The organism is Pseudomonas sp. NPDC090203 (genome assembly GCF_044746765.1).
Classification (GTDB): domain Bacteria; phylum Pseudomonadota; class Gammaproteobacteria; order Pseudomonadales; family Pseudomonadaceae; genus Aquipseudomonas; species Aquipseudomonas putida_AD.
Genome location: NZ_JBIVCV010000011.1, coordinates 148,587 through 163,971, shown reverse-complemented (window position 1 = coordinate 163,971; position 15,385 = coordinate 148,587). Strand labels below are relative to the sequence as shown.

Here is a 15,385-nt window from a genome sequence, read left to right as displayed (position 1 = left end):
GGGCTCTAAAAACAGGCGCCAGTATTGCGACGGATTATTACGAAACGATGGCTATGTGATGGCATGTCGATGACATGTGAAAATTTCGTGGAACCCGCGAGCTAGAGCGCTGTCATCGCAAATTTCATGTGCAATGGGTTTCAATAAGTGATAATGCGCAAACGTTGGCGCGGTTCTGGAGGGGGCGATGTCGTTACACCGTTTGGACAGGCTGTCGGATCTGGCACCCTGGGAGTGGGATGCGCTGATCCCCGGCGATTCACCGTTCCTGCGCCACGGTTTTCTCAGTTCGCTGGAAGACAGCGGCAGCCTGGGGCCGCGTTCGGGCTGGCGTGCCGAGCATCTTCTACATTACGAAGATGAACGCCTGATTGCCGCGATGCCGACCTATCGCAAGTGGCATTCCTATGGCGAGTATGTGTTCGACCACGCGTGGGCCGACGCCTGTCGCCGGGCAGGGATCACCTACTATCCCAAGCTGCTGGTGGCCGTGCCGTTCAGTCCGGTCAGCGGGCCGAGGTTGCTGGCAAAAACGCCTGAGGACGGGCGCGAACTGCTGGCCTGCCTGCCCGGTTATGCCCAGGCCGAGGAGCTGTCCAGCGTTCACGTCAACTTCAACGACCCGGTGATCGATACGATGCTTGCCGGCCAGCCGGACTGGCTGCAGCGCATCGGCTGTCAGTACCACTGGCAGAACCGCGGCTATCGCGACTTTCAGGATTTTCTCGACGCCTTGAGTTCACGCAAGCGCAAACAGATGCGCAAGGAACGTGAACAGGTGGCGGGGCAGGGGTTTGATTTCCAGTGGCTGGAAGGGCATGAGCTGAGCGAGGCCCATTGGGATTTTGTCTATGCCTGCTATTCCAATACCTACGAAGTCCGTAGGCAGGCGCCTTATTTGACGAGGGAATTCTTCAGCCTGCTGGCTGAACGCATGCCCCGGGCGATTCGTGTGGTGCTGGCCAGGCAAGGTGGACGACCGGTGGCGATGGCGTTCAGCCTGATCGGTGGCGACAGTTTCTACGGGCGCTACTGGGGCTGCCTGGCCGAATTCGACCGGCTGCATTTCGAGACGTGTTTCTACCAGGGCATGGACTACGCCATCGCCAACGGCTTCAAGCGATTCGATGCTGGCGCCCAGGGCGAGCACAAGTTGATTCGCGGGTTCGAACCGGTGATTACCCACTCATGGCACTACCTGGCCCACCCCGGATTGCGCGAAGCGGTGGCCGGGTTTCTGGAGCAGGAGAGGGCGGGGATTCTGGCGTACGCCGAGGAAGCGCGATTGGCCTTGCCGTATCGGCAGGCCTGACCGACGCCCCCGCCCGTAGGAGCGCGCTTGCCCGCGAACGCGGTGTGCCAGACACGCGAATATCGACTGACACACCGTCCTCGCGGGCAAGCGCGCTCCTACAACGATTGCGGGGCCAGGGGGAAGTCCTCCACCCCCACAAACCCACCCGTCTGATGCGCCCACAACCGCGCATACAGCCCTTTGTTCGCCAGCAGTTCAGCGTGGGTGCCGCTCTCGGCGATGCGGCCGTTCTCCAGCACGATCAGCCGGTCCATCCGGGCAATTGTCGAGAGACGGTGGGCAATGGCGATGACGGTCTTGCCCTGCATCAGGGTCTCCAGGCTTTCCTGAATGGCGGCTTCCACTTCCGAGTCCAGCGCCGAGGTCGCTTCGTCCATGATCAGGATCGGCGCGTCCTTGAGCAGCACGCGAGTGATCGCGATGCGCTGACGTTGCCCGCCTGAAAGTTTCACCCCGCGTTCGCCCACATGGGCGTCGAGCCCGGTGCGGCCTTCGGAATCGGACAACAGCGGAATGAACTCGTCGGCCCGGGCCTTGCGCATCGCTTCCCACAACTCTGCATCGGTGGCGTTGGGCTTGCCGTACTGCAGGTTGTCGCGGATCGAGCGGTGCAGCAGCGACGTATCCTGAGTGATCATGCCGATGTGCGAGCGCAGGCTTTCCTGAGCGACGTGGGAGATGTCCTGATCGTCGATCAGAATTCGCCCGCCCTGCACGTCATACAAGCGCAGCAGCAGGTTCACCAACGTCGATTTGCCTGCCCCGGACGGTCCGATCAGGCCGATCTTCTCCCCAGGCTTGATGTCCAGGTTCAGGTCATGGATCACACCCTTGCCTTTACCGTACTGGAACTTCAGGTGTTCGAAGCGCACTTCGCCGCGGCTGACGTTCAGTTTCGGCGCGGCCTCGCGATCGGTGACGCCGACCGGCTGGGAAATGCTCTGCAGGCCGTCCTGCACCATGCCGATGTTCTCGAAGATGCCGTTGACCACCCACATGATCCAGCCGGACATGTTGACGATGCGGATCACCAGGCCCGTGGCCAGCGCAATCGCACCCACCGAGATCATCGACTGGGTCCACAGCCACAGCGCAAGGCCGGTGGTCCAGACGATCAGGATGCCGTTGAGGGTGGTGATCACCGTGTCCATTTCGGTAATGACGCGGCCCGCCAGCTGGGTCTTTTCGGTTTGTTCGCTGATCGCTTCCCGTGCGTATTGCTGCTCGGAGCTGGTGTGGGCGAACAGCTTGAGGGTAGTGATGTTGGTGTAGCCATCGACGATTCGCCCCATCAGTTTGGAGCGGGCGTCGGAGGACACCACCGAACGGGCCTTGACCCGTGGCACGAAGTACCACAGCGCGATCACGAACCCGGCGATCCAGCTCAGCAGCGGGATCATCAGCCGCCAGTCGGCCTCGGCAAACAGCACCAGTGCGCCAATCGAGTAGATCAGCACGTGCCACATGGCATCGACCGTCTGCACGGCGGAGTCGCGCAAGGCGTTACCGGTTTGCACGATGCGCTGGGCGATGCGGCCGGCGAAGTCGTTCTGGAAGAAATTGACGCTCTGCTTGAGCACGTAACTGTGGTTCTGCCAGTTGATCATGCTGGTCATGCCGGGGCTGATGGTCTGATGCACTAGCAGGTCGTGCAGGCCGACGAAGATCGGCCGCAGGATCAGCGCGACGATGACCATCCACGCCAGCTCGAAAGCGTGGTCGCTGAAGAAGTTCGGGTTGGGCGCACCCTGGGCCAGGTCGATGATGCGGCTCAGGTAGCTGAACAGTGACACCTCGATCAGCGCACCGATCAGGCCCACCACCAGCAAGGCCAGGAAGCTTGGCCATACCTGTTTGAGGTAATACACGTAGAACGCGACGACCTGGTTGGGGGGCGCGGCGGTCGGGGCGTCGCGGAAGATGTCGATCAGCTTTTCAAAACGACGATAGAGCATTGGCTATGACGCCCACGCTTGAGCGGGCTCTCCATTCTGAGGGGCGGGTCGGGCAGTGCTTTTTTTCAATCGCATGGGTTCTGACCGCATGAAATCACGAATGCTCGGACTCTTTCCCGTGACTGTGTCCCAGAAATGCAAAAGCCGGGCAGGGCGCCCGGCTTTTGCGCACTCAGGTAGCTTAGTTCACGCGCTTGGCCGACTTGATCATGATCGGGTCCAGCGGCACGTTTTGCATGCCTTGCTTGTTGCCAGTCTGCACGTTGACGATCTGGTCGACCACGTCCATGCCCTTGACCACCTTGCCGAACACCGCGTAGCCGTAGTCGCGGGCGCCGTGGTCGAGCATGGCGTTGTCGACCACGTTGATGAAGAACTGGCTGGTGGCCGAGTTCACGTCCGAGGTGCGGGCCATGGCGATGGTGCCGCGTACGTTATGCAGGCCGTTGTCGGCTTCGTTCTTGATCGGATCGTTGGTCGGCTTCTGCACCATCTGCGCGGTGAAACCGCCGCCCTGGACCATGAAGCCCGGGATCACACGGTGGAAAATGGTGTTGGAGTAGAAGTTGCTGTCCACGTACTTGAGGAAGTTGGCAGTGCTGACCGGCGCCTTGTCCTGGTTCAGCTCGATCTCGACCTGGCCGAAGCTGGTGTCCAGCACGACGTGTGGCGCGGGAGCGGCCATCAGGTTGGAAGCGAACAGCACGGCGGCGGCAGAGAGGGCGATTTTTTTCAGCATGGGGCACAAGTCCTGATTGATTGTTCGACTGCAAACAGTTGGCAAGGGAAGCACGTTTGCGCAGGTTTGGACAGAGGCAGGTGGCGCGATCCCACGTAGCAGCACGGCTTGCCGGCGGGAGCGTCCTGCCATGCAATACATCATTGACTGACACACCGCCCCGCCGGCAAGCCGTGCTGCTACGCGTGGGCGACCTCCTGCTCTTCAATGAATTCCAGTAGCAATTGATTGAACACTTTTGGCTGGTCCAGTGGCGTTGCATGCCGTGAATCTTCGATCACCATCAGTTTCGCGCCAGGAATTAAATCGGTGTAGGCCTGTTTCAAAGCCACCGGTGTGTAGTCCCGATCCGCCGTGACGATCAGCGTCGGGCAACTGATTCGCGATAACTTCTCCTGCACACCCCACCCGACAATCGCGCTGAAACTGGCGAGATAGGCGCGTTTCTCGTTCTGCGCCCAGCGTTTGGCGATCTTGTGCCGCAGGTCGGTTTGTTCGGGCTTGGGAAACAGGTTCTTGCCCAGCCCCTTGCCAATGGTTTCCATGGGAAGCAGCCGTGCCAGCAACCAGCGTTTGGCGAACTGTTTGAAGTCGTCCAGGCGTTTGATCTTCACCTCAGGGGCGCTGTTGACGATGGTCAGGCTCTTGAGCAATTGCGGCTGATCGACTGCCAGTTGAAAGCCGATCATTCCGCCCATGGAAAGCCCCACCAGGTGCACCGGGCCCAGGTGCAGGTGATCGATCAGGGCTTCGATGTCGGCGCTGAAACCGGGGATGCTGTAGCGCTCGCGGGGTTTGTCGGAGCGCCCGTGGCCGCGCACGTCAACGGCAATCACCCGATGATGCGCGGCCAGGGCCGGGATCTGGTATTCCCAGTCCTGGCAGCTCGAGCCCAGGCCGTGGACCAGCAGCACCGGGCTGCCGTGGCCATATTCTTCGTAGTGCAGGGAGCAGCCGTCGTGTTCGAACCAGGGCATGGGTTACGTCCGTGTGTGTCAGTGTCACACCGCCTGCTGCGGCGCCGCGAAGGGCGCATCCAGCGGCGCGGTGTCGAAGGTCTGGATCAGCTCGATGAGGATCTGCGTTGCAGGCCCCAGCGGCTTGTCCTTGCTGGAATAAAGATAGAAGGTCGGGCTGCGGCTGCCACCTTTGTCCAGCGGCAGAATTTTCAGCACGCCTTCGCGCAGTTCTCGCTCGATCATGTGCCGCGGCAGCCAGGCGAAGCCCAGCCCGCTGCTGACGAAGGTCGCGGCGGTGGCAAGGCTGCCCACGGTCCAGCGCTGTTCGGCACCCAGCCAGCCCACGTCGCGGGGTTGATTGCGGCCGGAGTCGCGGATCACCACCTGCAGTTGGCTTTCCAGGTCCTGGAAGGTCAAATCACGCTGCACCAGATGCAAAGGGTGCTCGGGATGAGCCACGGCGACGAACTCGACGCTGCTCATTTCGGCACCCAGATAGCCTGGAATAGTGAAGCCGCTGATCGCCAGATCGGCCACGCCTTCAAGCAACGCTTCCTCGACGCCTGACAGCACCTCCTCGCGCAGCCGCACCCGGCAGCCACGGCTCTGCGGCATGAAGGCGGTCAGTGCGCGCACTAACCGTGCATTGGGGTAGGCGGCGTCGACCACCAGTCGCACTTCGGCCTCCCAGCCCTGTTCCATGTGGTGGGCGAGGTCTTCGAGCTGGCTGGCGTTCTTCACCAGTTGCCGTGAGCGACGCAGCAGTACTTCACCGGCCTCGGTCAGCACCGCCTTGCGCCCGTCGATGCGCAGCAGGGGCACGCCGAGCTGGTCCTGCATCCGAGCTACCGTGTAGCTCACCGAAGACTGGGACCGGTGCAGCGCCTCGGCCGCCTGGGCAAAGCCGCCATGATCGACAACGGCCTGCAGGGTGCGCCATTGATCAAGGGTTACGCGGGGCGCTTTCATGTGTGGATCCTTCTGTCCTAAGCTGGCAGCCTCATAATTGGAGACTGCCGCATGAAAAGATTCTGTTGTGTGCTGCTGACGATGTTGCCCCTGAGCGCCTTTGCCTACCCGATCGATGTGGAAAAACACCTCAACGGCATGCAGATCGACTACAACAGCCACGACACGGCCTACGACATCGGCAACATCACGATTAACAACTACGGCGACGTGCCTGCCAAGTGCACTGCGGTGTTCAACAACGGGCCCGAAGCCCCTCGCACGCGCAGGGTGCAGATCGCGGCAAAGAGCAGCAGCAACGTCACGGTCAAATTCAGCCGCGAGATCATCAAGCTGCGGGTCAAGCTCAGTTGCGAGCCGCAGTAGACGTCAGCGTCATGGCGAGAGAGTAAATCGCTCTCGCTGTTAAAACAAATTAATAGATATTTAGTAGCAGTTTTTTGCGCTTTTTAATCGAATTGTTGCTCGTTACTCTGGCCTCCATCGAATCCACACCATCATTCGCCAGAGGCCAAACCCATGTCCCGCGTACTCGTCATCGAAAGCAGCGCCCGTCAGCAAGACTCGGTATCCCGTCAGTTGACCCAGCAGTTCATCAGCCAATGGCGCGGCGCGCACCCGGCCGACGAGATCACCGTGCGTGATCTGGCGGTGAAACAGGTTCCGCACCTGGACAGCGAGCTGCTGGGTGGCTGGATGAAGCCGCAGGATCAGCGCAGCACCGTTGAACAGGCTGCGCTGGAGCGCTCCAACGAGCTGACCGACGAACTGGTGGCCGCCGACGTGGTGGTGCTGGCAGCGCCGATGTACAACTTCGCGATTCCGAGCACGCTCAAGTCCTGGTTCGACCACGTGCTGCGCGCCGGTGTGACCTTCAAGTACGGCGACACCGGCCCCCAGGGCCTGCTGACCGGCAAGCGCGCCTACGTGCTGACCGCTCGCGGCGGTATCTACGCCGGCAGTTCGCTGGACCATCAGGAACCCTACCTGCGTCAGGTGCTGGGCTTTGTCGGTATCCACGACGTCACCTTCATTCATGCCGAAGGCCTGAACATGGGCGGCGACTTCTCGCAGAAAGGCCTGAATCAGGCCATCGCCAAACTCGCCCAGGTGGCTTGATGGGAAGGACTTAACGGTCGGTTAATCCTGGCCTGCGATTATCTTCACGTTCATCGACACTCCTTTGGCACTCGAACCGCTCCTGAGTGCATTGCCCGATAGACCCGCCTGATCGCGCCGGGTCATCGGGTTTTTTATTGCCTGCAAGGTCCACCACCCCCCCTGTAGGAGCGCGCTTGCCCGCGATGGCAGTGTGTCAGTCATATTCATGTATCTGACCCGGCGCAATGGCGGGCAAGCGCGCTCCTACAATTGCTGCGCTTGAACTGCTCTGGCTGAACCCGCTAAGGTCGCCGCCTTCGAAAAAGGGGCAATCATGGGTTATCTACTCTTTGTGACGCTGATCCAGGCGTTTTCCTTCAGCTTGATCGGCGTTTATCTGGCAGGTCACGTCGACAGTTACCTGGCCGTGCTCATCCGCGTCGTGCTGGCCGGGCTTGTGTTCATCCCGTTGACCCGCTGGCGTCAGGTCGAGCCGCGTTTCATGCGCGGGATGCTGCTGATCGGCGCATTGCAGTTCGGCGTGACCTACGTCTGCCTGTACCTGAGTTTCCGGGTGCTGACGGTGCCGGAAGTGCTGCTGTTCACCATCCTCACGCCCTTGCACGTGACCTTGATCGAGGATGCGCTCAATCGCCGTTTCAATCCCTGGGGCCTGCTGGCGGCCATCGTCGCGGTACTGGGGGCGGTCATCATCCGTTATGACCGTGTCGATTCGAACTTCCTCGGCGGTTTCCTGTTGTTGCAACTGGCCAACTTCACCTACGCAGCAGGGCAGGTGCTGTACAAACACCTCGTGGCCCGCCACCCCAGCGATCTGCCGCACTACCGCCGCTTCGGCTACTTCTATCTGGGCGCGCTGGCCGTGGCACTGCCCGCATTCCTTCTGTTCGGCAATCCCCAGCACCTGCCCGAGGGCCCGCAGCAGTGGGGTGTGTTGCTGTTTCTGGGGCTGGTGTCCACCGCACTGGGCATGTACTGGTGGAACAAGGGCGCGTGCCTGGTCAACGGCGGCACCCTGGCGGTGATGAACAACCTGCATGTGCCGGTGGGGCTGTTGATCAACCTGCTGATCTGGGGCCGCAACGAAGACCTGGGCAAGCTGTTTTTCGGCGCTCTGGTGATCGTTTTCTCGGTCTGGATCAGCCGTCGCAGTGCTGCGCAGCCGCAATCGATTCGCTGAAACACCGGTGCTAGACGCGCTGCTCGTCTGCATCATCGCGGCTGATGTTTGATATCTGCACGGGTGGTTTTTCATGTTGGGGCCGATCCAATAGATTGGCTCCAACGAAACGAATTACCCAACTTACCAACACTTCTGCGGAGATCAAGACCATGAAAAAATCCATCGCTATCGGCTTTGCACTTTCGGTTCTGGCAGCAGGTTCTGCTTTCGCCGCCCCACAAAAGACTTACCAGCGTGCTATCGTCGATGCTTCCAGTGCTACTGTTCTGGACAGCAAAGTGGCCAGCAAAGATGCGGTCAAACCTTTCGACAGCAAATCGACCAGCACTGTGATCGTCGCTGAAAACCGCAAAGAGTTTGGTTCGAGCTATCAGCGTTACGAGTAAGAAGTGCAAGTTCAGTCCGACCTGAACGCACAGTAAAAAGCCCGGCAGATGCCGGGCTTTTTTGTTTTTTCGAACATAAAAAAGTTGCCCCGTCCCTGTAGGAGCGCGCTTGCCCGCGACTGCGGTGTATCAGACACGCAAATGTGAACTGACACACCGCAGTCGCGGGCAAGCGCGCTCCTACAGGGGAAAGCGTTGAGCCAGAGCCTTTGGTGGCACCCATCACCGCCAATGATGTTCAGTATGCCGACGCTTGGTTTTTCAATGACAGGCCGTTCGATTAACTTGGCTCCAACGAAACGAATTACCCAACTTACCAACAGTTCTGCGGAGATCAAGACCATGAAAAAATCCATCGCTATCGGCTTTGCACTTTCGGTTCTGGCAGCAGGTTCTGCATTCGCCGCTCCAGAAAAAACTTACCAACGCGCCATCGTCGATGCATCCAGCGCTACTGTCCTGGATAGCAAAGTGGCCAGCAAAGATGCGGTCAAGCCTTTCGACAGCAAATCGACCAGCACTGTGATCGTGGCTGAAAACCGCAAAGAGTTCGGTTCGAGCTACCAGCGTTACGAGTAATACGTGCAAGTTCAGTCCGACCTGAACGCACATGAAAAAGCCCGGCAGATGCCGGGCTTTTTGTTGTTTGTGATTTGCCGATGTGCATCGTCTATCGGCCCGATAGTGTAAACACTATTATCAGCGCTCCTGATGTCTGGAATAAATAGTGGTGGTTTTTAATCTTTTGGTGACGGGCATAAATTGGCTTCAACAAAACGATTCACCCCCACTTACCGGAGATACCATCATGAAAAAATCAATCGCCCTGGGCTTCGCATTTTCCTTCCTGGCCGCCGGCTCTGCCTTCGCCACCCCTCAGGCTGCCCGCCAGACTGTCGTACTGGAACCTACCTACATCCACGCCACCGCTGACAGCAAACAAGTCGCCAAGCCCTTCGCCAGCCAGTCGAGCGGCACTGTGATCGTCGCTGAGAACCGCAAGGAATTCGGCTCGCACTATCAGCGTTACGAGTAACAAGCGGCACCCGGTTCAGATCGAACCGACCCCATATCAAAAGCCCGGCGGATGCCGGGCTTTTTGTTTGTGCAATTACCTATACCGCCTGTAGGAGCGCGCTTGCCCGCGACAGGGGTGTGTCAGGTACGCAACCATAGAATGACACACCGCCATCGTCCGAATGCGGCCCAGACCAAGCGCGCTCCTACAAAAGCGACAGGCTATGACCCCCAACCCGCACCACTGACCGCTACCTGCGCCAGCGGGTGCAGCTGGGCGCCCTCATGTCCGCTCTGCAGCGCCAGCAATTCCTTGCGCATCCCGGGCGTCCAGAACATCTGCATGTGATTGCGAACGCCCTTTACCGCCACTTCTTCGTCAGGTTCGGTGCTGAAGTACTGGGCGATCTGGTTGGCCATCTTGATCAGGCTTTCATTGCTCATCGGCGCACCTCGACTTTCGCGTCAGCGCGTGCCTGGCGGCGTTCATCGAGCAGGCGTTGTTGCTCGTCGCTGAACGCCTGGTAGCGTTTCTGCCATTCGGAAGGGTGGTAGACGCGGCTGACCTCCACGGCAGTGACCTTGTATTCCGGGCAGTTGGTGGCCCAGTCGGAGTTGTCGGTGGTGATCACGTTGGCGCCTGATTCCGGGAAGTGGAAGGTGGTGTACACCACGCCCGGTGCGACCCGTTCGGTCACCCGTGCGCGCAGCACGGTCTGCCCCGAGCGGCTGCCGATGCCGACCCAGTCGCCCTCGTTGATGCCACGGCTTTCGGCGTCGGTGGGGTGGATTTCCAGCCGGTCTTCCTCGTGCCAGGCGACGTTTTCCGTGCGCCGTGTCTGGGCGCCGACGTTGTACTGGCTGAGGATGCGGCCAGTGGTCAGCAACAGTGGATAACGGGTGTTGACCTTCTCCTCGGTGGGCACGTAGCCGGTGAGCATGAAGCGCCCCTTGCCGCGTACGAATGCATCGATGTGCATGGTCGGCGTGCCGTCGGGCGCTGCTTCGTTGCATGGCCATTGCAGGCTGCCGTGCTGGTCCAGGCTTGCGTAGCTGACGTTGGTGAAGGTCGGCGTCAGGCTGGCGATTTCATCCATGATCTGCGACGGATGGCTGTAGTTCATCGGGTAGCCCAAGGCGTTTGCCAGCGCCACCGTGCCTTCCCAGTCGGCCTTGCCGCCCAGCGGGTCCATGACTTTGCGCACGCGGGAAATGCGGCGCTCGGCGTTGGTGAAGGTGCCGTCTTTCTCCAGAAACGAGCTGCCCGGCAGGAACACGTGGGCGAACTTGGCGGTTTCGTTGAGGAAGATGTCCTGCACCACCACGCACTCCATGGCTGACAGTGCTGCGGTCACGTGCTGGGTGTTCGGGTCGCTCTGGGCGATGTCCTCACCTTGGCAATACAGGCCCTTGAAACTGCCCGCCAGCGCCGATTCGAACATGTTCGGGATGCGCAGGCCCGGGTCGGGTTGCAGGGTGACGTTCCACGCCTGCTCGAACTGCGCGCGCACCACTTCGTTGGAGATGTGCCGGTAGCCGGGCAATTCGTGAGGGAAGGAGCCCATGTCGCAGGAGCCCTGGACGTTGTTCTGTCCGCGCAAGGGGTTCACGCCCACGCCTTCACGGCCGATGTTGCCGGTGGCCATCGCAAGGTTGGCGATGCCCATGACCGAGGTGCTGCCCTGACTGTGTTCCGTGACGCCCAGGCCGTAATAGATCGCCGCGTTGCCGCCGGTCGCGTACAGGCGCGCTGCTGCGCGGATGTCCTCGGCCGGTACGCCGCAGATCAGGCCCAACACTTCAGGGGCGTTTTCAGGCTGGCTGACAAAGGCGCTCCAGCGGGCGAAATCGACGGTTTCGCAGCGCTCGTCGATGAACGCCTGGTCGAGCAGGCCTTCGGTCACGATGACGTGGGCCAGGGCGTTGAGCATGGCCACGTTGGTGCCCGGACGCAGGGCAAGGTGCAGCTCGGCGCGGGCGTGGACCGAATCCACCAGATCGATACGCCGTGGGTCGATGACGATCAGCCGCGCGCCTTCACGCAGACGACGCTTGAGCTGGGAGCCGAACACCGGGTGGGCGTCGCTGGGGTTGGCGCCCATGACCAGGATCACGTCGGCTTTCATCACCGAATCGAAGCTCTGGGTCCCGGCGGATTCACCCAGGGTCTGTTTCAGGCCATAACCGGTGGGCGAGTGGCAGACGCGGGCGCAGGTGTCGACGTTGTTGTTGCCGAACGCGGTGCGCACCAGTTTTTGCACCAGATAGGTTTCTTCGTTGGTGCAGCGGCTGGAAGTGATGCCGCCGATGGAGTCGCGGCCGTATTGCTGTTGCAAGCGGCGGAATTCACTGGCGGCGTAGGTAACCGCCTCATCCCAGCTGACTTCCTGCCACGGGTCATTGATGTGCTTGCGAATCATCGGCTTGGTGATGCGATCCGGGTGGGTGGCGTAACCCCAGGCGAAGCGACCCTTGACGCAGGAGTGGCCGTGGTTGGCCTGGCCGTTCTTGTCCGGGACCATGCGCACCAGTTGATCGCCCTTCATCTCGGCGCGGAACGAGCAGCCGACGCCGCAATAGGCGCAGGTGGTGATCACGCTGCGCTCGGGCTGGCCCATCTGCACCACGCTTTTTTCCATCAGCGTGGCGGTCGGGCAGGCCTGCACGCAGGCGCCGCAGGACACGCACTCGGAATCCAGGAAGTCCTCGCCACCGGCGGCCGAAATACGGGATTCGAAACCGCGCCCGGAAACAGTCAGCGCGAAGGTGCCCTGGGTTTCTTCACAGGCGCGCACGCAGCGGTTGCAGACGATGCACTTGCTGGGGTCGTAGTCGAAATAGGGGTTGGAGGTGTCTTTGGCGTCGCTCAGATGGTTCTCGCCTTCATAGCCGTAGCGCACCTCGCGCAGGCCCACCTGGCCGGCCACGGTCTGCAGCTCGCAGTTGCCGTTGGCCGAGCAGGTCAGGCAGTCCAGCGGGTGGTCGGAGATGTACAGCTCCATGACGTTGCGGCGCAGGGTGGCGAGCTTGGGCGTCTGGGTGTGCACGCTCATGCCTTCGCTGACCGGCGTGGTGCAGGACGCGGGATAGCCGCGCATGCCGTCGATTTCCACCAGGCACATGCGGCACGAGCCGAACGCTTCCAGGCTGTCGGTGGCACAGAGTTTGGGGATGGTGGTGCCCATCAGCGCCGCGGCACGCATGACCGAGGTGCCTTCGGGCACGGTGATGCTGCGCCCGTCGATGTTGAGGGTGACCTGCACCTGACTTTCCCGCGCCGGCGTGCCCAGATCGATGTCGGTTTTCGGATCGAAAATAGTGATCATTGTTCGGCCTCCGAGGCTTGCAGACCGAAGTCGGCGGGGAAGTATTTGAGTGCGCTGGCGACCGGGAAGGCGCTCATGCCGCCCAACGCGCAAAGCGAGCCGTACTGCAGGGTGTCGCACAGATCCTTGAGGACGATGGCCTGTTCCGTGCGCTTGCCCTGGTCGGGCGCGGCGAGGATGCGGTCGATGACCTCCATGCCACGGGTCGAGCCGATGCGGCAGGGCGTGCACTTGCCGCAGGATTCTTCGGCGCAGAACTGCATGGCGAAGCGCGCCATGTGGGCCATGTCCAGGGTGTCGTCGGCGACCACCACGCCACCGTGGCCGAGCATCGCGCCGATGGCGGCGAAGGCTTCGTAATCCAGCGGGGTGTCGAAATGTTCAGGCGGCACCCAGGTGCCCAGCGGGCCGCCGACCTGGGCGGCTTTCAAGGGCCGGCCACTGGCCGTGCCGCCGCCGTAGTCTTCCACCAGCTCGCGCAGGGTCAGGCCGAACGCCCGCTCCACCAGCCCGCCATGGCGAATGTTGCCGGCCAGTTGGAAGGGCATGGTGCCGGTGGAGCGGCCCATGCCGTAGTCGCGATAGAACTGTGCACCCTTGGCCAGAATGATGGGCACCGAAGCCAGGGTCAGCACGTTGTGCACCAGGGTTGGCTGGCCGAACAGGCCTTGCAATGCGGGGATCGGCGGCTTGGCGCGAACGATCCCACGCTTGCCTTCCAGCGAATCCAGCAGCGCAGTTTCCTCGCCGCAGATGTAGGCCCCGGCGCCGACTCGCACTTCCATGTCGAACGCCAGGCCGCTCCCGCCGACATCGGCGCCCAGGTAGCCGGCGGCGCGGGCGATGCCCAGTGCTTCGCGCAGGGTGGCGATGGCTTGCGGGTATTCCGAGCGCACGTAGATGTAGCCGTAGTTGGCACCCACGGTGATCCCGGCGATGGCCATGCCTTCGATCAGCAGGAAGGGGTCGCCTTCCATCAGCATGCGGTCGGCGAAGGTGCCGGAGTCGCCTTCGTCGGCGTTGCACACGATGTATTTCTGCGCAGCCTGGGTGCCGCGCACCGTGCGCCATTTGATCCCGGCGGGGAACGCCGCACCGCCGCGTCCGCGCAGGCCCGAATCGAACACCTCGGTGGCGGTCTGTTCGCCGCCGACGGCGATGGCCCGGGTCAGGCCCTCGAAGCCGCCGTGGCTGCGGTAGTCATCCAGCGACAGCGGCTGGGTAATGCCCGCGCGGGCAAACAGCAGGCGTTGCTGGGATTTGAGATAGGGCAGCTCTTCCACCAGGCCCAGAGCCAGCGGATGGCTTGAAGGTTCACCTTGCAGGGCGTCGAGCACGCCGGGCACGTCTTCGGCGGTCAGCGGGCCGAAGCCGATGCGGCCTTGTGGAGTGTCCATTTCCAGCAGCGGTTCGAGCCAGTACAGGCCCCGGGAGCTGGTGTGGTGCAGGTCCAGCGGCAGGTTGCGTTTGCGCGCCTCGCTGGCCAGGGCCACGGCCACCTCATCGGAGCCCACGGCGCGGGCCAGTGAATCGACAGGCAGGTAGAGATGGGTCATCACGCACCCTCCTGACACGCGTCGATCAGCCTGTTCAGGCGCTCGGCGCTCAGGCGCGCATGAATCTTGCCGTCCAGTTCCAGCGCCGGTGAACAGGCGCAGGCTCCCAGGCAATAGACCGGGCGCAGGCTGATGTTGCCGTCGGCGCTGCTGCCGTGGTCGTCCAGATGCAGGCGCTCGCGCAATTGCGCGGCCAGTTGCTCGGCGCCGCGGCTCTTGCAGGACTCGGCACGGCACAGGCGCAGGATGTGGCGCGCGGGCGGCGCGGTGCGAAAGTCATGGTAGAAGCTGATCACCCCGCGCACTTCGGCCTGGCTCAGGTTGAGGGCGTGGGCTATTTCGGGGACGGTGACATCGGGGATGTAGCCGATGCCCTCCTGAATCTCATGGAGAATGGGCAGCAGCGCGCCGGGGGAGCCTTTGTGGCGCTCCAGCACGTGGTTGACCATCGGCAGGTACGACATCTCATCAGGCATACAGCATTCCTCACGGTCACGGACATACCAGGGGTAGTCGGTTGTCCGAAAGTGTCGGCTGCGGCCGCGCCACGTCACGGCTTCGTGGCAGTTCAGGCCGTTGGCCAGGGCACCCTTGTCGGGCGTCTTGTTTTGCCCGGTGCGGTCTGCGCCACACCTCATCAAGGGCTAAAGGGCAGCTTGCCATGGCGCTTTGGCCGATCGCGCACCAAAGCGACCTGTTCGGTTCTCTCTGCGACCACCCCTTGAGTGTAGAAGGGAACCGCCACAAGCCAGTGCACAGGCGAAATCCTGTAACAAAATCGGCCGTTGGCGCTAAAGAGGCTCGGCTAAGGCGCCTTAAACCGGTAACCTATGCGACTGTTTTTTCGCATTCCGCCGA

General features: G+C 61.6%; 15 protein-coding genes. 7 read left to right on the top strand and 8 right to left on the bottom strand.

The features are described from left to right. Positions 1-187: 187 nt before the first annotated feature. The gene (locus tag ACIPO9_RS19845; protein ID WP_400782936.1) at positions 188-1,312 is read left to right on the top strand and encodes a GNAT family N-acetyltransferase; all 1,125 of its coding nucleotides are present in this window, start codon (positions 188-190) and stop codon (positions 1,310-1,312) included. 98 nt (positions 1,313-1,410) lie between these two features. On the opposite strand, the gene ACIPO9_RS19840 is transcribed toward ACIPO9_RS19845, so the two are convergent. From ACIPO9_RS19840 to ACIPO9_RS19825, 4 genes are all read right to left on the bottom strand, one after another. Further along, complete coding sequence (locus tag ACIPO9_RS19840; protein ID WP_400782935.1) at positions 1,411-3,270, bottom strand: ABC transporter ATP-binding protein; 1,860 nt, start codon at positions 3,268-3,270, stop codon at positions 1,411-1,413. Between the two features lie 181 nt (positions 3,271-3,451). After that, positions 3,452-4,009 carry a peptidylprolyl isomerase gene (locus ACIPO9_RS19835; RefSeq protein WP_274134312.1) on the bottom strand — a complete coding sequence of 186 codons (558 nt, stop codon included), beginning with the start codon at positions 4,007-4,009 and terminating at the stop codon, positions 3,452-3,454. Between the two features lie 179 nt (positions 4,010-4,188). Then, the gene (locus ACIPO9_RS19830; protein ID WP_400782933.1) at positions 4,189-4,986 is read right to left on the bottom strand and encodes an alpha/beta fold hydrolase; all 798 of its coding nucleotides are present in this window, start codon (positions 4,984-4,986) and stop codon (positions 4,189-4,191) included. 24 nt (positions 4,987-5,010) lie between these two features. Next, positions 5,011-5,937 (bottom strand): LysR family transcriptional regulator, encoded by a 927-nt coding sequence (locus ACIPO9_RS19825; RefSeq protein ID WP_400604395.1) that lies wholly within the window; start codon positions 5,935-5,937, stop codon positions 5,011-5,013. 51 nt (positions 5,938-5,988) lie between these two features. Between ACIPO9_RS19825 and ACIPO9_RS19820 the strand changes: the two genes are divergently transcribed. The 6 genes from ACIPO9_RS19820 (at position 5,989) to ACIPO9_RS19795 (ending at position 9,664) form a co-directional block, all read left to right on the top strand. Next, positions 5,989-6,303, top strand: coding sequence for a 3-phosphoglycerate kinase (locus ACIPO9_RS19820; protein WP_274134315.1), 315 nt, complete (start codon positions 5,989-5,991; stop codon positions 6,301-6,303). Positions 6,304-6,456: 153 nt separating this feature from the next. Beyond that, on the top strand, positions 6,457-7,056 hold the full coding sequence (locus ACIPO9_RS19815) for an FMN-dependent NADH-azoreductase (protein ID WP_400782932.1): 600 nt from the start codon (positions 6,457-6,459) through the stop codon (positions 7,054-7,056). Positions 7,057-7,372: 316 nt separating this feature from the next. Further along, the gene (locus ACIPO9_RS19810; protein WP_400782931.1) at positions 7,373-8,239 is read left to right on the top strand and encodes a carboxylate/amino acid/amine transporter; all 867 of its coding nucleotides are present in this window, start codon (positions 7,373-7,375) and stop codon (positions 8,237-8,239) included. A 152-nt stretch (positions 8,240-8,391) separates the two neighbouring features. Continuing rightward, positions 8,392-8,628, top strand: coding sequence for a hypothetical protein (locus ACIPO9_RS19805; protein ID WP_274134318.1), 237 nt, complete (start codon positions 8,392-8,394; stop codon positions 8,626-8,628). Between the two features lie 243 nt (positions 8,629-8,871). Beyond that, a complete protein-coding gene (locus ACIPO9_RS19800; RefSeq protein ID WP_400782928.1) occupies positions 8,872-9,207 on the top strand; it encodes a hypothetical protein in 336 nt (111 codons plus the stop codon). Positions 9,208-9,436: 229 nt separating this feature from the next. Continuing rightward, positions 9,437-9,664, top strand: coding sequence for a hypothetical protein (locus ACIPO9_RS19795; RefSeq protein ID WP_400782927.1), 228 nt, complete (start codon positions 9,437-9,439; stop codon positions 9,662-9,664). 203 nt (positions 9,665-9,867) lie between these two features. Here ACIPO9_RS19795 and ACIPO9_RS19790 read toward each other — a convergent pair whose 3' ends face one another. The 4 genes from ACIPO9_RS19790 to ACIPO9_RS19775 are packed head-to-tail and all read right to left on the bottom strand — an operon-like array spanning position 9,868 to position 15,003. Continuing rightward, positions 9,868-10,089: a formate dehydrogenase subunit delta gene (locus tag ACIPO9_RS19790; RefSeq protein ID WP_274134321.1), complete on the bottom strand. Its 222-nt coding sequence runs from the start codon at positions 10,087-10,089 to the stop codon at positions 9,868-9,870. Further along, positions 10,086-12,971 carry a formate dehydrogenase subunit alpha gene (gene fdhF / locus ACIPO9_RS19785; RefSeq protein ID WP_400782925.1) on the bottom strand — a complete coding sequence of 962 codons (2,886 nt, stop codon included), beginning with the start codon at positions 12,969-12,971 and terminating at the stop codon, positions 10,086-10,088. The genes ACIPO9_RS19790 and fdhF overlap by 4 nt, the downstream gene beginning before the upstream one ends. Further along, positions 12,968-14,527 carry a formate dehydrogenase beta subunit gene (locus ACIPO9_RS19780; protein ID WP_400782923.1) on the bottom strand — a complete coding sequence of 520 codons (1,560 nt, stop codon included), beginning with the start codon at positions 14,525-14,527 and terminating at the stop codon, positions 12,968-12,970. Before ACIPO9_RS19780 ends, fdhF begins: the two co-directional genes overlap by 4 nt. Next, positions 14,527-15,003: a formate dehydrogenase subunit gamma gene (locus tag ACIPO9_RS19775; protein WP_274134324.1), complete on the bottom strand. Its 477-nt coding sequence runs from the start codon at positions 15,001-15,003 to the stop codon at positions 14,527-14,529. Before ACIPO9_RS19775 ends, ACIPO9_RS19780 begins: the two co-directional genes overlap by 1 nt. Positions 15,004-15,385 lie beyond the last annotated feature (382 nt).